Source organism: Cupriavidus sp. 05N40, from assembly GCF_056397305.1.
In genome coordinates this window covers 1-18,554 of record NZ_JBFTND010000043.1, presented here as the reverse complement: position 1 = coordinate 18,554, position 18,554 = coordinate 1, and the positions used below count along the sequence as shown (strand labels likewise).

Here is an 18,554-nt window from a genome sequence, read left to right as displayed (position 1 = left end):
GACACTCGGATGCTCGGTCGATCGAACACCAAGCCTTGCAGACAATGGGGCAGCGGGCGGTTAAGGCGATTCGCGAAGTCCAGACGGCGGGAGACGTGGCTGCGGCCTTTGGTGTCAATCTGCGCAACGTCTATCGCTGGCTGGCCGACTTTGCCAACGGCGGGAAGAAGGCGCCACTGGCCACGGCGATACCCGGCCGCCCACCGAAGATCAGCGCGAGGGCTGCTTACGCCAGCCTGCCGCCAATCCTTTCGCTGATGGATGCCGCGACCCGCCGCACCATTGGAATCAGGGCTCGCAGTTGTGCTTCGTCGGTGTAGTCGGCCGTGCCCGTGACGCTGATGGCCGCCACGGTCTGGCCGCTGGCGTCGCGGATCGGCACCGCCACGCAGCGAATGCTGGGGGCGTCTTCCTCCAGGTCGAAGGCATAGCCGCCCACTGCGTAGCCGCGCATGCCGGCCAGCCACTTGTCGAGTGGGACGTGGACGTTGTTCCGCTGGGCATCGTAGGCGTAGCGCGCACGCCACTTCTCCTCGCTCTCGTCCAGGATCAGGGCCTTGCCCACGCCGGTCGAGCAGACCGGCTTGCGGCCGCCGATGCGGGAATTCACGCTGATCGCGCGCTGTCCGCCGATCTTGTCGAGGTAGATGATCTCGTCGCCGTCGAGCTGGGCGAGGTGGACGGTGTCCTTGGTCTGCTCGGCAAGCTGCTCCATGCCGGCGCGCGCGCTGCGTGTGATGTCCGAGTCGCGGTACGCAGCGAAGCCGAGCTCCAGCAGGCGAGGCCCCAGCCGGTAGCCGCGCCGGGGTTCGAAATTCAGGTAGCGAACCTGCACCAGCGCCGACGCCAGCCGGTGCGTCGTGCTGAACGGCAGCCCGGTGCGATCGGCGATTTCTTGCACGGTCAGGGCGCCGGCCGCGACGGCATCGACGACGTCCAGGCCGCGGAAAAGYGTCTGGCTGGCAAGGGTGCGAGTGGGGGAAGTCGTGTCGGTCATGCCATAAGTGTAACGCCGCCGGACCAGTGGTCGCGGCGGCGTCGGGGGGAACGGCTCAGGAAATTGCGTGGGCAGCTAAAGCCGGGCTCAGTCGTCCAGCAACTGGCCGCTGCGGTCCTTCGTGAAAGCTACGGCGACCAGTGAGACCGCGCCGCACAGGATCACGAACAGGCTCACCGGGATGTAGCTGCCGCCGTAGTACGCCAGCAGGGCCGTGGCGATCAGCGGCATCGGGCCGCCCACGATAGCCGCGCCGACCTGGTAGCCGAGCGAGACGCCGGTGTAGCGCACGTCAGGCGGGAAGCTCTCGGCGAAGAACGTCCCCAGTACCGAACCGTAGATCGGCCAGATCAGCGCGAAGCCGACGATCACCGCCAGCGCGCACAGCCACACCGAGCCCTGGTTCATCAGCCAGAAGAACGGCAGCACGTAGGCCATGGCGGCGACAGTGCCCAGCACGAACATCGTCTTGCGGCCGATGCGGTCCGACAGGCCGCCGTACACCAGCATCATCGGTGAGCCGATGACGGCGGCGGCCAGCACCATGTTCAGGGCATCGACGCGGGCATAGTGCAGGCCCACCAGGTACGACACCGTGAACGTGGCGAACAGGAAGAAGGTCGACGTCTCGACGAACTTGGCGCCGATCACCACCAGCACCGCGCGCCAGTGGTTCGTCACGGTCTCGACCAGTGGCACCTTCCTTTCGGTCTTGCTCGCCATCACGCGCTTGAATGACGGGGTTTCGTCCACGGTGTTGCGGATCCACATGCCGACCAGCACCAGTACGATCGACAGCACGAACGGAATGCGCCAGCCATAGGCATAGAACGCTTCCTCCGAGAAGGCGACGCTCAGGCCCGAGGTGATCAGATTGCCCAGCGCCAGGCCGACCAGTGCGCCGATCTGCGGCACCGCGCCGTAGAAGCCGCGACGCTTGGGCGGCGAATATTCCACCGCCAGCAGCAGGCCGCCGCCCCACTCGCCGCCCAGTGCCAGCCCTTGCAGCAGGCGCAGCAGCGTCAGGATGATGGGCGACCACACGCCGATGCTCTCGTAGGTCGGGGCCAGGCCGATGGCGACGGTGGACACGCCCATGATGCCAAGGGTCATGGCCAGCGTCTTCTTGCGGCCGATGCGGTCGCCGATATGGCTGAAGACGATGCCGCCGATCGGGCGGATCAGGAAGGCGAGCGCGAACGAGGCCAGGGCCAGCAACTGGCTGGTGACAGCGTCGGTCGCGGGAAAGAACAGCTTGCCGAACACCGTGGCCGACATGGTGCCGTACAGGAAATAGTCGTACCACTCGATGGTGCTGCCCACCGCGCTGCCCACCAGCGCGCGGCGGCGGTCGGTCGACGTGATCAGGGACTCCCTGGGTGCAGCCATGCCGCCCACATTGGAGCCGGTTACAGTCTGTCTCATTGTTCGTGTCTCTTTTGTATTGATGCGTTGCGCCCCGTCGGTTGTGCCACCGGGGCGCGGCGGATGCGGCAGGTTATGCCTTGTTCAGCAAGTCCAGTGCGACGTCGACGATCATGTCTTCCTGGCCGCCGACCATGCGGCGCTTGCCCAGTTCGACGAGGATGTCGACCGTCTTGATGCCGTACTTCTTCGCGGCGACTTCCGAGTGGCGCAGGAAGCTGGAGTACACGCCGGCGTAGCCCAGCGCCAGGGTCTCGCGGTCGACTCGTACCGGGCGGTCCTGCAGCGGACGGACCAGTTCGTCGGCGGCGTCCATCAGCGCGTAGAGGTCGGTGCCGTGGTCCCAGCCCATGCGGTCGGCGGCGGCGATGAACACCTCCAGCGGTGCGTTGCCGGCGCCGGCGCCCATGCCGGCCAGGCTGGCGTCGATGCGGTCGCAGCCTTCCTCGACGGCGACGATGGAGTTCGCCACGCCCAGCGACAGGTTGTGGTGCGCGTGCATGCCGGTCGTGGTCGACGGGTCGAGCACGGCCTTCAGGGCGCGGAAGCGGGCGCGCACGTCGTCCATGCCCAGCGCGCCGCCGGAGTCGACCACGTAGATCGTGGTGGCGCCGTAGCTTTCCATCTTCTTGGCCTCGACCGCCAGGTTCTCCGGCGTGGTCATGTGGCTCATCATCAGGAAGCCGACCGTGTCCATGCCAAGTTCACGGGCGCGCTCGATGTGCTGGCGCGAGACGTCGGCCTCGGTGCAGTGCGTGGCCACGCGCACGATGCGCGCGCCGGCCTTGTAGGCGTTGTCCAGGTCGTGGATGGTGCCGATGCCGGGCAGCAGCAGCGTGGCGATCCGCGCGTGCGAGATCTCGCCGGCCACCGCCTCGATCCACTCCAGGTCGGTGTGGGCGCCGAAACCGTAGTTGAAGCTGGAGCCCTGCAGGCCGTCGCCGTGCGCGACCTCGATGGAGTCGACGCGGGCCTTGTCGAGCGCGCGGGCGATGTCCCTGACGTTCTGGATCGAGTACTGGTGGCGGATGGCGTGGCTGCCGTCGCGCAGCGTCACGTCGGAAATGTAGAGCTTCTTGCCGGGGTTGAAAGGCATGGCGGGTGTCTCCTCAAGCGGTCAGAACGGACTGCGCCATGCGCTCGGCGGTGGCCAGCGCGGCGGAGGTCATGATGTCGAGATTGCCGGCGTAGGCAGGCAGGTAGTGGGCGGCGCCCTCGACCTCCAGGAAAACCGAGGTCTTCAGGCCGCTGAACTTGCCGAGGCCGGGGATGTTGAGCGGGGCGCTGGCCGGGATCTCGTCGAACTGGACCTTCTGCTTGAGGCGGTAGCCGGGCACGTACTGCTGCACGGCGGCGGCCATTTCCTCGATGGAGGCTTCCACTTCCACACGGTTGGCGGCGGCGCTCAGCACGTAGACGGTGTCGCGCATGATGAGCGGCGGCTCGGCGGGGTTCAGCACGATAATGGCCTTGCCTTTGGCGGCGCCGCCGATCACCTCGATGGCCCTGGAGGTGGTTTCCGTGAATTCGTCGATGTTGGCGCGCGTGCCGGGACCGGCCGACTTGCTGGAAATCGACGCAACGATCTCGGCGTAGTGCACCTTCGCCACGCGCGACACGGCTGCCACCATCGGGATCGTGGCCTGGCCGCCGCAGGTGACCATGTTGACGTTCAGCGCGTCGAGACAATGCTCCAGGTTCACCACGGGCACGCAGTACGGGCCGATGGCCGCGGGCGTCAGGTCGATCATGCGGATGCCCGGCTTGACTTCGCGCAGGCGGGCGTCGTTCTTCACGTGGGCGCCGGCGCTGGTGGCGTCGAACACGACGTCGATGTCGGCGAATCCCGGCAGCCCGATCAGACCTTCCACGCCCTCATGCGTGGTCGCCACGCCCATGCGGGCGGCGCGCGCCAGGCCGTCGGATGCCGGGTCGATCCCGACCATGGCGCCCATTTCCAGGTGCTTGCCGTGGCGCAGGATCTTGATCATCAGGTCCGTGCCGATGTTGCCCGATCCGATGATCGCGGCCTTGAGTTTCTTCGTTACCAATTGAGCCTCCTTTGGTGCACCGCTGCTGCCTGCCCTTCTTGCGGGTGCCGGGGGTGAGTCAGCCGTGTGCGGATTCGCGCTGTGCGTTGGCGGGTCTGTACTGCGGGCGAAGATTAACCCGCGGCTTCGTAATTATCAACTTATGAGAAGCTTTCTTATATGTTGAGAAATTAAAGGTGCGAATAGTGCCCGCGAAGCAGAGGGTCAGCTGAAATAGTGGTACGTAGGACACTCAAACGGAGCGCGGGGCGGGGGCTTTGCGACGGCGGCGGGTAGCGTCGGAGGAGGAAATCATTTCCGCAGGCTTTGCCGCCGGCGGCGCGGTTTGCATCGTTCCCGAATCGGACGCTCTCCAGTCGACAGGCTCGACACCTTCAATGCACGGCCGAGCATCTACAAGCCCGAGTCGATGGCGGTGGGAACTCCCAAAGCAATATCGTGGCCGCCCTCATCACAAGGAATACGTAGAGCGGCTCATGCGCCGGAGACGGTGGCACCACCCTTGGGTCTTCAAGAGCCTGCTTCGTTCAGGCGGGGCGGTGAACCCGCCGACCCCCGCTGCCGCCGGCACCGATTGCTGAAATCCACGCTTGGACTCCTTCGGTCGCCCCGTCACGCCCGTCTGGCTGCGGCCAGCGGCTGGACCGCTTCCGAAGTGCCTTAGGTCACTGCCGAGGGCGGGCTGCCTGTAGTTCCCGATATAGGGACGCACGGCTGATGCCAAGCAACGCTGCAGCCTTGTTACGGTCCTGGCCGCAATGTCGAAGCGCGGTCTGGATCATGGCGTGCTTCTGCCGTTCGAGGTGCGTGTGAAGGTCGAAGGTCGCCACTTCTGTCGCCGATTGAGGGGGGGCCGCGCCCTGAGCGGCGGGGATATCGACTTTCCCGTCAAGGTTGTAGCGAATCAATACCCCTTCTAACTCACGCACATTGCCTGGCCACCGATGCTGCAGCAGTGCTTCCATTACGTCGTCTAGCAAGGGCCTGGGATCCAGGCCGTGCCGCGCAAGGAGCCGTGCATAGATCTGGGTGACCAGTCCCCGCAGATCGCTGCGGTCCCGCAGCGGCGGCAACAAAACACGGAACATGGAGAGCCTGTAGTAGAGATCCGCTCGGAAACGGCCGGTCTCGACAGCTTGCGCAAGGTCGCGGTGGGTGGCGCAGATGATGCGAACGTCGATGTCCAGCGGAGATGTCCCGCCCACGCGTACTATCTGCTGGTGTTGAATGGCACGCAGTAGGCTGGTCTGCAGCGCCATAGGCATGTCGCCGATCTCGTCGAGGAACAGCGTGCCGCCGGAAGCCAGTTCAAACTTGCCCGGCTTTCCGCGACTCGACGCACCAGTGAACGCACCCCCCTCGTAGCCGAACAGTTCCGCGTCGATCAATTGCTCAGGGATCGAGGCGCAGTTGACCCAGACAAAAGGCCGCTGGGCACGATCCGAGCCGCTGTGGATGGCATGCGCGGCAAGCTCCTTGCCGGTGCCGGTCTCTCCTTGCAAGAGGGTCGGAAACGCATGCGAGGATGCCACGCGGATCTGTTGCCGCAATGCGTCCATCTCCGGGCCGGTGCCAAGGATATCGTCAGCCGTATGCTGGGTGGTCCAGCCGCTGCGGGCATTCTGCAGAGCGATGCCTGGCGTAAATGCCAGGGCGTAAGTGCGCTTGAGCAGTTCGTAGTTGGAAAAGAGCGCGAGGCCAACGGCACCGACGATACGCCCCTCATGCAGGACCGGAACCTGCCGGGTGATCAGCTTGCAGCCCCGAACCTGCAGCGGCGCGCCGCCCACCACTTCCTCGCCGCGCGCCACCTTGTGCAGGCGCGTGTGCGGAGAGACCACCTCAGTGATATGCCGTCCAAGAAAATCCGCCTCAGTGCCGCCCAGCAACTTGCAGTAAGGCTCATTGATCAGAACGATCTGTCCTTCGGTATCCACCGCAACGAGGCAGTCAGAGACATGATCGAGCACGAGCTTCAGGAATGACGCCTGGCTGTCACTGTTGCCGGAAAGTTCGGGGAAGGGCATGGCACACTATCTCAATGATGAGACGCCTCGTCTCGCTCTTTAGATTAGGCAGCCATCGGCGGGCAGTCAACAGGAGGCATGCCGACCGCCCGCGCCTTGTCGCCGCGTTAGGCGCGCATGTCGCGCCCGCGCGTCTCTGGCAGCCGCCATGCGCCGATGACGAAACAGACCGCAGCCACGATGACGGTATAAAGCAGGCCGTCAAAGATATCGCCGGTCCGCACCACGACCGCCGTCGCGATGAACGGCGCGAAGCCGCCGATCCAGCCATTGCCAAACTGCAGTGCTACTGATACGCCGCTGTAGCGCACCTGCGTGGGAAACAGTTCGACCAGGCACGCGCCGAGCGGGCCATAGACCATGGTCGCGAGCAGTACCAGAACGAACAGCAGTCCGATCATGCGGGGCGCATCAACGCGCGCCGGATCTGCTTTCAGCGGCATGCCCGCGGCCACCAGGTCAGCCTTGAGCCGAGTCTCATCAAAGCCCGCTGTGAGCTTGCCATTCAGGACGATTTCAAGCGGGCCGTCGCCGGGCTTGGCAACATAGGGCACGGCATTGGCGGAAAGAAAGGCTTTGGCGCGCGTGCACGGCGTGGTCAGCTTGGGATTGAACAGTTGGCCGAGAAAAGACTGCTCCTCCCGGCAATCGCCGCCCTGGACCACCACGCTGGTTCGCTCGCGAAACTCGGCGAGTTGCGGATTCCCATAGGTAGTCAGCCCCTTGAAAATCGGTATGAACAGCAGCGCAGATAACAGGCAGCCTGTCAGCATGATCCACTTGCGGCCAATCCGGTCTGACAGCCGGCCGAATACGACGAAAAACGGTGTGCCTAGCACCAACGCGACGGTCAGGTACAGGTACGCCGACTGGTAGTCAAGCTTGAGCGTCGAGGTCAGGAAGTAGAGACTGTAGAAGTGGCCGGTATACCAGATCACCGCCTGGCCTGCGACGATGCCAAAGATCGCCAGCAAGACTAGCCGCAGGGTCTTGCGATCGCCGAAGATGTCCCGGATCGGATTGCGYGAGGTCTTGCCATGGGCCTTCATTTCGGCAAACACAGGCGACTCATGCAGGCGCAGTCGGATATACAGTGAAACCACCAGCAGTCCGATCGACAGCACGAACGGGATGCGCCAACCCCAGGCCGCGAACGCGGTCTCGGACATGATCTGCCGCAACGCCATGATGATCAACAGTGACATCAGCAGCCCTACGGTTCCCGTGATCTGCAGCCAGCTTGTCATCAGGCCGCGGTCCCTTGCCGTCGAATGCTCGGCAATATAGGTCACCGCGCCGCCAAACTCACCCCCGACCGCCAGGCCCTGCAGAAGCCGCAGCGTGACCAGCGTGGCAGGGGCCAGCCAACCGATGGTCTCATAGGTGGGCAACAATCCGACGGCCGCGGTAGCCAGTCCCATGATCAGCATCGTCACAAGGAAGGTGTATTTGCGGCCAATGGTGTCGCCGAGCTTGCCGAACACAATGGCACCGAACGGGCGCAGCACAAAGCCCGCGCCGAAGGTGGCCAGCGACGCAAGCACCGCCGCGGTTTCGTTGCCCTTGGGGAAAAACAAGCTGCCGAAGAATACGGCGAGGCTTCCATAGATAAAAAAATCGTACCACTCGAATACCGTGCCCAAGGCTGCGGCCAGGACGACCTGGCGCGATTCCCGGGTGTTGACTGCCGACGGCTGCGCGGCGATGGTTCCTGCTGACATGATGGAGCTCCTAAATGGCAGGTATGCGTGAAGAGGGCGCTTCAGCAGGTCTGTTCGGCAAGGAACGCGCCGAGGACGGCATTGAATGCCTGCGGCGCTTCCAGCATCGGGAAGTGGCCGGCGCCTTCAACCATGTGCAGCCTCGCTCCGGGAATGCCTGCAGCGAGTTGCACGGACTCCCGCGGCGGTGTGATGGTGTCTTCGGTCCCGCAGATGACGAGCGTAGGCAATGCGATGCCCGACAGGCGATCGCGCGTATCGCTGCCGTTCAGCGAAACGATTGCCTGACGGGCGACATGCTCAGGTGTCTGCACTACCTCGCCCTTGCCGAAGTCGATGAGTTCGCGGCTGGCCGATGGCGCGAACGACCGCTCGATGACGTTCTGGCTCGCCTTGGCAACGCCGTACACATCGATGGCCTCCAGCACGCGCGCCGCGTCGACGTCTTCGCCCAGGCCATGCGGGGTTGCACCGACCAGAACGAGTCCCCGCAGCAGCGATCCATGCTTGAGCGCGAAGAGCTGCGAAACTGTGCCGCCCATCGACAGTCCCACTAGGACCGCGTCCTTGAGACCCAGCGTGGTGAAAACCGCATGCAGGTCGTCTACGAAAGCTGCCATCGTATAGGCACGCTCACGCGGCGCCGGTGAGATCCCATGGCCGGGCAAGTTGATGCAGACCACCGTGTGGTTCGCCGACAGGTCCTCTGCCTGCGACTTCCAAAACTCACTGGTGGTGGTGAATCCATGACAAAACACCACTGCCGGGCCTTGCCCGGACACCCAAGCACACACATCGCCGATTGCCACGAGTTTCTTCTGGACCATTGCTTGTCACCTCCATTTTGTGCGCATGTTCGGCACGCGCACTATGCGCGGGCCGGCTGCCCAAGGGACTTCGCAATCGGCATGCCACCGCCGTCGGTAATGTTATGTTTTTTGGTAAGCCATTGATTCAATGGTGATTATTTAGTTTTGGAGGCGCCACGTATGAGCCCATACGTGTGCGATGGCAACGCGATTATCCAAGAGCTGCGACTGGATGCGTCTCAAGACCGAGACAAAACTTGCCGGCGCCCGGCGAGCAAGGCCACTTCAGCGACGCGTGCTTGTGTAGGGGCGAGCAGGTTCACTAGACCCGTGCGAGCCCACAGGTGCACTACTGTGTCCAGTTGGTGCTATCGCGTTGAGCTTGGCTTGCGAGTAGGCAGATAGGTCGGCTCCTTTTGCTGGCTTCCCTTCTCATTCTCTATTGCCGACCCGACCCGTTCCAGCGCGCCGCATCCACTGTGCAAGACTGAGGCGACTGCCTGCGCCTAGCCAGAGCCCGCCTCTTCCAGCAACCATTCCTTGAACGCCTGTACCGGTGCATGCTGGGCGCTCTCCTTCCTGTGAACTAGGTAGTACGCTAACTCGCACCCCTGAACGTATTCAAAGGGCTTTATAAGGCGCCCCTCCGCCAGGTCGCGCTCGACCAGCGTTGTTCTGCCAAGTGCGACGCCGTGTCCAGAGATTGCTGCCTGAACCGCCATCGCGGAATCATTGAGTTGAAGGCCGCGGTCGGTATCGACAACATTTCCATACCCCGCGTGGAGTAGCCACGAGCGCCACGAGGGAAAGATGCCGAAGCCAATCATCGACGTGTCATGTATCAAGGCATGATGCTTCAGGTCGCTCGGCTCTCGCAATGCGCTGGGACCCTGTAAAAGGGTTGGGCTGCATACCGGAAAGAACTCGTCGCGCAGCAGAAACGTCGACGTGACATCCGGCGATGCGCCAGCACCATATCGGATGCCGATATCGATCCGTTCGGAGGTGAAATCGACCAAGCGGCCACTGGTCTCGATCCGCAGATCGTAATAAGGATGGCGCCGCTGAAAGCGGTCAACCCGCCACAGGAGCCATTTTTCCGCAAATGCCGGCGGGACCGTCACGGTAAAGATAATGCGTGACTTGCTCGCTTTCAGTCTCTCTACCGCGTTTGAAAGGAGATCGAAGCCGCCTTGAAGGTCTGGCAGCGCAGCACGTGCGGCATCCGTTAATGCCAGTCGCGACGGCCCGGAGCTGGAACGGTGGAACAGTTCAATATCGAATAGCTTTCGAGGCCGCGAATGAGTTGCCCGATCGCCGCGGGCGTCACGTTCAACTCTGCATTCCACCCATCTCTTGAGATGAAGGTTCGACAAGTGAATATCTGCTTGAGCCCATTCCTATAGAATCGGGATCATGTCAAAGAAACGGGCTTCAATGGAGTGGATAGGGCTAGGGCTGATCCCGCCTGACCCTCAGGGACTGCCCAGACTGTCCAGTGCAAGACGTCCACCGTTGCTCTCTGCGAAGTCGCGCAAAGTATGCCGCTCGGTAAAGCATCGGCGGGGTCACGGGGACATGATGGGCTGCCGATTGCCTCCTGTCCCCTTAAGCCTGGTCGCCGTTTTGCCGTTAATACAGCGATGTCCTTGACTCGCGTGACTGTGCAATTCGTATACGGCGCCCTGCTGGCGATGGCGGCGGTGCTCACCGCGCCTGCCTGCGCGTTCGCATTCCCCGATCGCCCCGTGCACCTGGTTGTCCCCTTCAGTCCTGGCGGGACCAGCGACACGATTGCGCGCGTGCTGGCCGACAAACTACAGGACAGGCTAGGCAAGCCAGTTCTGGTGGAGAATCGGCCCGGCGCATCCACCGTGACCGCGGCGGAGCGGGTGGCAAAGGCGCTGCCAGACGGGTACACACTGCTGCTGGCCAGCTCGACGACATTCGCCTTGCTGCCTGCCCTGCGACCTCATCTGGCCATCGCCGCGGAAGGCGCGTGGGCGCCTGTCGGCCTCGTCGCGGAAACGCCGGTCATCTTGTCGGTCAGGACCGGCTCGGATATCCAGTCCTTTGCCGGACTGCTGGCACAAGCGCGCGCCCGGCCGGGCATGGTCACCTATGGCACCACTGGCCCAGGGACGGCGCCACACCTCATCGGCGCCATGATTGCCACTACGTTTCAGCTCGATATGCTGCCCGTCGCTTATCGGGGCAGCACGCAAGTGCTTGCAGACGTCCTGGGCGGGCGGATCGATCTGAGCATTGACCCGGTCGGTACCGCGAGGCGCTATATCGATACGGGCTCGCTGCGACCGCTGGCGACCAGCGCTACGGCACGGCTATCTCAGTATCCGGAAGTCCCCACCTTTGCCGACCTTGGCATAGCGAACCCTTGCGGTTCGTTCTGGTTCGGCGTGGCAGGCCCGCGCGGCATCCCGCAGATGGTGCTGCAACGGCTGCAATCGGAACTGCAGGCGGTGCTGAATGACCCGGATCTGGAGAAGGCGCTCGCCCGGCACTCGATTGCCGTCGTGCGAGGCGATGCGGAGGCCTTCCGCCGGCGGGTCCGCGTCGAGACCGCTCGCTATCGGCAGTTGGCAGAGGACGCCGGGATCGTTATTGAGTAGGTTCTGCTCCGCCGGGAATGGGTAGCCCGATTGGCCCCCGATCACCTTGCTCGCCTTTCGACACGGACCTGGTCGTCGCCACTCGCGCGCATTCCATAAAAAAAGGGCAGCGTGAGCTGCCCCTTCTTGCGTCTGGGAGGTCGCGCTGCTTACAGCGCGGCGTCCTTCAGCTTCTTCATGGCACGGACCTTAACCTTCACGGTTGCCGGCTTGGCTGCGAACCACTGGTCTTCGCCGGTGAACGGGTTCTTGCCGAAGCGCTTCTTCGTCGCCGGTACCTGCGTGGCCACGACCTTCAGGAGGCCCGGCAGGGTGAATTCACCGGCGCCCTTCTTGTGCACGGCGCTCAGGATGGTGGTCTCCAGATGCGCGAGCACGGTCTTGACGGTCTTGGCATCCAGTTCGGTCTGGGCGACCAGGTGGRCCAGCAGACTGGACTTGTTGAACGTGTCCTTCAGCGGCTTGGCAACCGGCGCAGCGGCTGCGGCCTTCTTGGCCGGTGCGGCTACCGTCTTGGCCGGGGCAGCGGCCTTCTTTGCAGCGGGCTTGGCAGGGGTCTTCGCGGTGGGTTTTGCTTTGGTTGCCATGTGGGCAGGATCCTCGGATAAGCGGAAATGGCCGCCGGCGGCGGCTAGGCGAGAATATAGCGAATTTTTCGCATCGTGGGCAGACGTTTGTGTCGTCAGGCCGCCTGTAGCGTGGCGGCAATGCGTTCGCAGGTGCGATTGCCCGAAGGCCCCGGCAGCTCGCCGACGCGCTTCGCGAGAGCGTCCTTCCTGCGAGCAAAGCCGGCGGCAATAGGTGTCGGGCGCAATGCGAGGGCGCATCTCGTCGACTTCGAGATCGATCGCTGCGGGTGCCACACGGCGGATCCCCCCCGGGCTCATGCCTTCCTGCCGGAGAGTTCCACCGCTTCAGCGGGCCGCGACCGGCGGCGCGGCAGGCGTGCCGGCCGGCGCGCGATCGGTTCGCGCGATGCGCCGTTGCGCCCATTCGGCGACGAACAACGCCACCGTGATGAAGACCGCGCCGACCAGGCCGAGGGCGTGACGGTCGAACAAGGTGATGGCGGCCCCGCCGATAAGACCCGACATCGACACGCCGACGTAAATGGCGGCCGAGTTCAGCCCCAGCAGGAGCGGCGCCGCGCTGGGCGTGACGCTGATCAGGCGGTGTTGCTGTGGCACCAGCAGGCCCCAGCCGCACAGGCCCCACACGATGAGGGCGGGCACGGCTGTCACAAGCGAGGCCGAGGTCCATGGCAACAGCACGAAGTCCAGCGCGACGATGGCGATCGCAGCGTTGATGATGCGGCGGCCGCCGAAGCGGTCGGTCAGCCTGCCCGCAGCCAGGTTGCCGGCCGTCGCGGCCACGCCCCAAAGCAACAGCAGCACCGCCAGCACGCGCGCGTCGCCGCCCGTGGCGCGGTCGAAGCTCAAGCCGATATACGTGTAGACCAGGAACAGGCCCGCGTACACCAGCCAGGTGGTCAGAAGCGTCAGCAGCACGCGCGCCTCACCCAGCGGCGCGAGCCGGCGCGCGAGGCTGACGGCCGGCGGCGTCGGGATGTCCGGCAAGCGCCAGGCCACGCCCAGCGCGGCCACCGTGCCGACGGCGGCGACGAACCACATGGTCGCGCGCCAGTCCAGCCAGCCGCCGATGAAGGTGCCCAGCGGCGCGCCCAGCGCCGTCGCGCTGGACAGGCCGGCGATGACGATGGCGAGTGCCCGGCCACGCTGCTCGGGCGGCACCAGCGACGCGCCGGTGGCCGTCGCCGTCGGGCTGAACATGGCTGCGCCCAGGCCAGCCAGCAGCCGGCTCGCCAGCACGAGCTCGATGCCTGGCGCCAGGGCGGTCACGACATTGCCGAGCACGAAGATCGCCAGGCCGGTGAGCAGCAGCCGCTTGCGCGGCCAGTGCGCGGCCGCCGCGGCGATGACCGGTGACAGCAGCGCATAGCTCAGCGCGTAGAGGGTGACCATCTGCCCGGCGAGCGCGACGGACACGCCTAGCGAGGCGGATACCTGCGACAGCACGCCGGCAACGACAAAGCTGTCGGTGCCGATGGCGAACATGCCGCAGGCCAGAACGAGGAGGCGTCTATCCATGGGGAAATCCTTGGCGGCGCGCGGCCGCTTGCAGGCTGTCAGCCTGATAAGTTTTGTGACGAAACTTACGATATCAGGTCAAGTTGCGTCGTGCAACTTTTTTACTTAACATGGCTCCATGTACCGAAAAACCTTTGATGGCATGAACTGTTCGATTGCCCGCGCGCTCGAACAGGTCGGCGAGTGGTGGACTCTGCTCATCGTGCGCGAATGCGCGCTGGGTACGACACGCTTCGACGACTTCCAGGACCACCTGGGCATCGCGCGCAACGTGCTCACCGCGCGATTGAACCGCCTCATCGAGCACGGCGTGCTGGACAAGGTGCTGGCCGAGGGCAGCGAGCGGCGCACCGAATACCGGCTGACGGAAAAGGGCGAGGCGCTCTATCCGGTGCTCATCGCGCTGATGCAATGGGGCGACAAGTGGTGCGGACATGAAGCGCCGCTGCGGCTCGTCGAGCACAGCAGCGGCCTGCCCGTCGAACCGATAGGCCTGCGCGTGGGAGAGCGCATGCTTGGGATACGCGACGTGCGGGTCGAAGCCGGCGAGGGCGCGACGGCGAAGACGGCGGAGACGATCAAGGCCCGCAACCGGGCCATCCTCGGCGTGGAGTGAGCCACTTTCCCCCGGCAGCCGATTGCCGGGGCGCCGGCGCTTGTCTCATGAGTTGCGCCGGGTGGACTTGCCGGATCCGGCCTTGGCCGGTTCCGGGTTCCTGCCGCCGCGTCCAGCCGCCCAGCCGTTCTTCTGCCCAGCCGTTCAGCGGTTCAGCCATTCAGCAATGGCAACGGCAATGTCGTCGCCACCACCAATCCCTCCATGCCTTTCGGGCTGGCTTTCATGGCCGGCTTCCGTCTCCATACGCCTTTCTCGCTTGCGTATCGTCGGCCAGTTGCCGCAGGCGGTCGTTGTCGCCGCGGTGGCGACGAACTTGCCTTGACCTTGCACGGGGCGTGTCGAGAATGGCTTGCGGGACGATCAGCGGATCGTCCATTGATGCGTGGCGACTTACCCCTTTCACCCGTCGGGGTACGCGTGCTAGTGACGGCAACGTGCGCTATCGTTTCACGTTAGCTTGATCTTTGACCGCGAGACGCCATCCCTCGTCCAGAGCGGGAGGGCGTTGGCCTAACCTTGTTTGGGGAGCAACTCAGATGTCCGAATTCCGTTCCGAAACTGACTCGATGGGCGCCAGCGACGTCCCCGCAGATCGATACTGGGGCGCGCAGACGCAGCGTTCCACCATCAATTTCCCCATCGGCGTAAGCCGGTTCCGCTGGCAACGGCCGGTCATCCGTGCCCTGGGGATCCTCAAGCGGGCGGCGGCCGAGGCCAATGCCGAGCTGGGCGAGTTGCCCAAGGATCTGGCCAGCCTGATCGTGCGGGCGGCGGACGAAGTCATCGCCGGCAAGCTGGACGATCACTTCCCGCTGGTGGTGTTCCAGACCGGATCCGGCACGCAGTCGAACATGAATGCCAACGAGGTGATCTCGAACCGGGCCATCGAGATTGCCGGCGGCGAGCTGGGCAGCAAGAAGCCGGTGCATTCCAACGACCACGTGAACCGTGGCCAGAGCTCCAACGATACCTTCCCCACGGCAATGCACATCGCGGTGGTGGAGCAGATCTACACCAAGCTGCTGCCGGCGGTGGAAGCCCTGCGGGACACGCTCGCGGCCAAGGCCACGGCGTACAAGGATATCGTCAAGACCGGCCGCACCCACCTCCAGGACGCCACGCCGATCACGCTCGGCCAGGAGATCAGCGCCTGGGTCGCGCAGATCGATTTCGGCCTGAACGCGGTCAAGACCGCGCTGCCAGGCCTGCTGGAACTGGCGATCGGCGGAACGGCCGTGGGGACGGGCCTGAATGCGCATCCGCAGTTCGGCGCGCGCGCGGCGGCCTATATTGCCACGCTGACCGGCCATCCTTTTGTCGATGCGCCCAACAAGTTCTTTGCCCTGTCCGCGCACGATGCGCTGGTGCAGACCTCGGCCGCGCTGCGCACCCTGTCCGGCGGCCTGATGAAGATGGCGAATGACGTGCGCTGGCTGGCATCGGGGCCGCGTTGCGGCATCGGCGAGCTGAATATTCCCGAGAACGAGCCGGGTTCGTCGATCATGCCGGGCAAGGTCAATCCGACCCAGTGCGAAGCGATGACCATGGTCTGTGCGCAGGTGTTCGGCAACGATGCCACGGTGGCGTTCGCCGGCAGCCAGGGCAACTTCCAGCTCAATGTGTACAAGCCGGTGATGGTGCACAACGTGCTGGAAAGCATCGAGCTGATTGCCGACGCAAGCCTGGCCTTCAACGACCATTGCGCGGTCGGCATCGAGCCGAACCTGCCGAAGATCGCGGAGAACCTCGACAAGAACCTGATGCTGGTGACGGCATTGAACCGCCATATCGGTTACGACAAGGCAGCGGCAATCGCCAAGAAGGCGCACAAGGAAGGGCTGACGCTCAAGGCGGCGGCGCTGGCGCTGGGCTATCTGAGCGAGGAAGAATACGCCCGCTGGATCGTGCCCATCGAGATGACGCATCCGAGCGCCTGATACCTCAGGCGCGCCGGATCCGGATCCGGACCCACGGCCCGGCTGCCCGACGTAACGGGCGGGCTGGGCCGCGTTGATGCGCAGCGCAACGACAAGCGCCTCGATCAGCTTGGTTCCGTTCAATTCTTCCGTTCGGTTCAGATCGGAGTCATCCCTGACGTTGGCCAGCGCCTCGGCGGCATCACAACATCCTGTCGATCAAGGCGCAGCCCTGGGGCCGAAGCCCGAATAGGGCTTCAGCGCGATCACCGTGGGCGCTTGCAGGAAACCGGATTTCACCAGCGGAAGGGCGGAGAACGAGCGCTCCAGGCTTTGCGCATCGTCGCTCTCGGCGATGATGCAGGCGCCCCCGTCGCCGCGCAGCCAGATTTGCCTGACGACGCCATCCAGGTAGAGATGGCGGATGACCTCGGACTCGGCTTCGCGCTCCGCGAGGGTGGGGATGTCTTCAGGGATGGGCGAGGTACGGGCAACCAGAACAAGAAACTGCATGGGTATCTCCTGTGTGCGGATCGTTTGCTGCTTGCGAAGTGGCGCCGCCCGCGCCGTTGCGGCGCGGACGGGTGCCGGGCGGGATCAGGCCTTCGACAGTTCGCCGTCGGTCAGCCGCCAGAGGCCGCGCGGGTTGTCGTGCCGGAGCGCCTCCGGCAACAGCTCGTCCGGGAAGCCCTGGTAGCAGACGGGCCGGAGAAATCGTTCGATCGCACTCATGCCAACCGACGTGAACCGGCTATCGGAGGTGGCCGGAAACGGACCGCCGTGAATCGATGCGTAGGAAACCTCCTGCGGATGCGCGAACGCATTGATGACGATGCGGCCGGTGCGGCGTTCGAGGATGGGCAAGAGCCGCGTAGCCAGCGCATGATCGGCGCGCTCGAGATGCATCGTCGCCGAGAGCTGGCCCCGGAACCGCCTGGCGATGGCGATCAGTTGCTCGTCGTCCTTGACGCGCACCAGCAGTGCCGCGGGTCCGAAGACCTCTTCGAGCAATGCCGGCTCGTCGAGCAGGCGCGCGCCGTCCACCTCGAACAGGAATGACTGGCCGTCCCACTCGCCTTCGGGCCCGGCGCCCGCCGCGATCTCTTCTGCGCCTGCGTCGAGCTGACGACCCACGTTCTTGCGGTACGCCATGTTGATGSCTGGCGTGAGCATCGTGCGAGACCGCATCGCCTTGACGCGGGCAATCATCGCCTGCTTCAGTTCGCTGTAGCCCACGCCGTCGATGGCGAGCAGGATTGCGGGCTTCAGGCAAGCCTGGCCCACGTTCACCAGCATGCGTTCGGCAAAGCCGTCGCCAATCTCACCGGCACGCGAGAAGAGCGCGATAGGCAGCACGAACGTGGGATTGACGCTGGTCATCTCGGTGAAGACAGGGATCGGATCCGGACGCTGCTGTGCACGCCGGTATAGCGCCATCCCGCCAGCCTCCGAGCCGGTGAAGGTCACGCCCTTGACGAGCGGATGATCCACCAGCGCTTCGCCGATCGCATTGCCACCGCCGCGCAGCAGGGAGAAGACACCTTCGTGCAGGCCCGAGTCTCTTACGGCCTGCTGGATGACGCGGCCCATGATTTCCGATCCGCCGGGATGCGCGTTGTGTGCCTTCAGGATGACGGGACATCCGGCTGCCAGCGCCGATGCCGTGTCGCCGCCGGCGACCGAGTACGAGATGGGGAAATTGCTTGCCCCGAAGATTGCAATCGGACCGAGGCCGATCTTCTGCATGCGGTGATCCATGCGCGGGCGCGGTTGACGCTCCGGCTGCGCGGGATCGATCGTCGCCTGCCGGAAGCGCCCCTGGCGCACCACCGTCGCAAACTGCCGGAACTGGGTAGCGGCCTTTGCGGCTTCCCCGGCAAGCTGGGCGGCGGGCAGGCCGGTTTCCAGCGCGGTGCGTTCGGCCAGCGCCTGGGCATTGGCGTCGAGTCCGTCGGCAATGCGTTCCAGGAACGCTGCGCGCACCTCCAGGCTTGTGCTGTTGTAGCTGTCGAACGCGTCGTCGGCCAGTTGCGCCGCGCGATTGACTTCATCGAGTCCGCCGAACGCGAAGGCTGGCGCGAACTCGAGATTGCTTGCCGGGTTCAGCGCCTGCATGCTGCCCGCCGTGGCGCCCACTTCCTGCGCGCCGATGAGGAGATTGCCTGTGAGGTTCATGCTGCGTTCTCCTGCGAGGCGACGGGAGGAGATTGCCTGTGAGGTTCATGCTGCGTTCTCCTGCGAGGCGACGGGA

At 64.6% G+C, this 18,554-nt stretch carries 16 protein-coding genes and 1 pseudogene; 4 read left to right on the top strand and 13 right to left on the bottom strand.

What is annotated here, in order from left to right; genetic code table 11:
- Positions 1–44: 44 nt before the first annotated feature.
- A pseudogene (locus AC1DO7_RS12745) lies at positions 45–215 on the top strand (helix-turn-helix domain-containing protein); the annotation flags it as partial.
- Positions 216–226: 11 nt separating this feature from the next.
- Here the strand turns inward: AC1DO7_RS12745 and AC1DO7_RS12740 are convergent.
- The 8 genes from AC1DO7_RS12740 to AC1DO7_RS12705 all read right to left on the bottom strand — a co-directional run bounded on the left by AC1DO7_RS12740 (position 227) and on the right by AC1DO7_RS12705 (position 10,406).
- Positions 227–997 (bottom strand): IclR family transcriptional regulator, encoded by a 771-nt coding sequence (locus AC1DO7_RS12740; RefSeq protein ID WP_441620992.1) that lies wholly within the window; start codon positions 995–997, stop codon positions 227–229.
- Positions 998–1,084: 87 nt separating this feature from the next.
- Positions 1,085–2,422 carry an MFS transporter gene (locus tag AC1DO7_RS12735; protein WP_441620993.1) on the bottom strand — a complete coding sequence of 446 codons (1,338 nt, stop codon included), beginning with the start codon at positions 2,420–2,422 and terminating at the stop codon, positions 1,085–1,087.
- A gap of 73 nt (positions 2,423–2,495) precedes the next feature.
- A complete protein-coding gene (gene dmpG, locus AC1DO7_RS12730) occupies positions 2,496–3,518 on the bottom strand; it encodes a 4-hydroxy-2-oxovalerate aldolase (RefSeq protein WP_441620994.1) in 1,023 nt (340 codons plus the stop codon).
- Positions 3,519–3,531: 13 nt separating this feature from the next.
- Positions 3,532–4,473 (bottom strand): acetaldehyde dehydrogenase (acetylating), encoded by a 942-nt coding sequence (locus tag AC1DO7_RS12725; protein ID WP_441620996.1) that lies wholly within the window; start codon positions 4,471–4,473, stop codon positions 3,532–3,534.
- 665 nt (positions 4,474–5,138) lie between these two features.
- On the bottom strand, positions 5,139–6,500 hold the full coding sequence (locus tag AC1DO7_RS12720) for a sigma-54 interaction domain-containing protein (RefSeq protein ID WP_441620998.1): 1,362 nt from the start codon (positions 6,498–6,500) through the stop codon (positions 5,139–5,141).
- 107 nt (positions 6,501–6,607) lie between these two features.
- Entirely contained in the window at positions 6,608–8,221 is a 1,614-nt protein-coding gene (locus AC1DO7_RS12715; RefSeq protein WP_441621000.1) for an MFS transporter, read from the bottom strand.
- Positions 8,222–8,262: 41 nt separating this feature from the next.
- Positions 8,263–9,048: an alpha/beta fold hydrolase gene (locus AC1DO7_RS12710; RefSeq protein WP_441621002.1), complete on the bottom strand. Its 786-nt coding sequence runs from the start codon at positions 9,046–9,048 to the stop codon at positions 8,263–8,265.
- Positions 9,049–9,536: 488 nt separating this feature from the next.
- The gene (locus AC1DO7_RS12705; protein ID WP_441621004.1) at positions 9,537–10,406 is read right to left on the bottom strand and encodes a LysR substrate-binding domain-containing protein; all 870 of its coding nucleotides are present in this window, start codon (positions 10,404–10,406) and stop codon (positions 9,537–9,539) included.
- Between the two features lie 288 nt (positions 10,407–10,694).
- On the opposite strand from AC1DO7_RS12705, the gene AC1DO7_RS12700 reads away from it, so the two are divergent.
- Positions 10,695–11,660 (top strand): Bug family tripartite tricarboxylate transporter substrate binding protein, encoded by a 966-nt coding sequence (locus AC1DO7_RS12700; protein WP_441621005.1) that lies wholly within the window; start codon positions 10,695–10,697, stop codon positions 11,658–11,660.
- 149 nt (positions 11,661–11,809) lie between these two features.
- Here AC1DO7_RS12700 and AC1DO7_RS12695 read toward each other — a convergent pair whose 3' ends face one another.
- Both AC1DO7_RS12695 and AC1DO7_RS12690 read right to left on the bottom strand, forming a co-directional pair.
- Positions 11,810–12,247, bottom strand: coding sequence for an HU family DNA-binding protein (locus AC1DO7_RS12695; RefSeq protein WP_477116202.1), 438 nt, complete (start codon positions 12,245–12,247; stop codon positions 11,810–11,812).
- A gap of 327 nt (positions 12,248–12,574) precedes the next feature.
- Positions 12,575–13,768 (bottom strand): MFS transporter, encoded by a 1,194-nt coding sequence (locus AC1DO7_RS12690; protein WP_441621009.1) that lies wholly within the window; start codon positions 13,766–13,768, stop codon positions 12,575–12,577.
- A gap of 142 nt (positions 13,769–13,910) precedes the next feature.
- Between AC1DO7_RS12690 and AC1DO7_RS12685 the strand changes: the two genes are divergently transcribed.
- A complete protein-coding gene (locus AC1DO7_RS12685; RefSeq protein ID WP_441621011.1) occupies positions 13,911–14,384 on the top strand; it encodes a winged helix-turn-helix transcriptional regulator in 474 nt (157 codons plus the stop codon).
- Positions 14,385–14,528: 144 nt separating this feature from the next.
- Here the strand turns inward: AC1DO7_RS12685 and AC1DO7_RS12680 are convergent, their stop codons facing one another.
- Positions 14,529–14,717: a hypothetical protein gene (locus AC1DO7_RS12680; RefSeq protein ID WP_441621013.1), complete on the bottom strand. Its 189-nt coding sequence runs from the start codon at positions 14,715–14,717 to the stop codon at positions 14,529–14,531.
- Between the two features lie 206 nt (positions 14,718–14,923).
- On the opposite strand from AC1DO7_RS12680, the gene fumC reads away from it, so the two are divergent.
- Positions 14,924–16,324: a class II fumarate hydratase gene (gene fumC, locus AC1DO7_RS12675; RefSeq protein WP_477116201.1), complete on the top strand. Its 1,401-nt coding sequence runs from the start codon at positions 14,924–14,926 to the stop codon at positions 16,322–16,324.
- 198 nt (positions 16,325–16,522) lie between these two features.
- Here fumC and AC1DO7_RS12670 read toward each other — a convergent pair whose 3' ends face one another.
- Positions 16,523–16,816, bottom strand: a complete 294-nt coding sequence (locus tag AC1DO7_RS12670) for a hypothetical protein (RefSeq protein WP_441621017.1) — start codon at positions 16,814–16,816, stop codon at positions 16,523–16,525.
- Positions 16,817–16,900: 84 nt separating this feature from the next.
- Positions 16,901–18,478: an aldehyde dehydrogenase (NADP(+)) gene (locus AC1DO7_RS12665; RefSeq protein WP_477116200.1), complete on the bottom strand. Its 1,578-nt coding sequence runs from the start codon at positions 18,476–18,478 to the stop codon at positions 16,901–16,903.
- Positions 18,479–18,554: the final 76 nt, after the last annotated feature.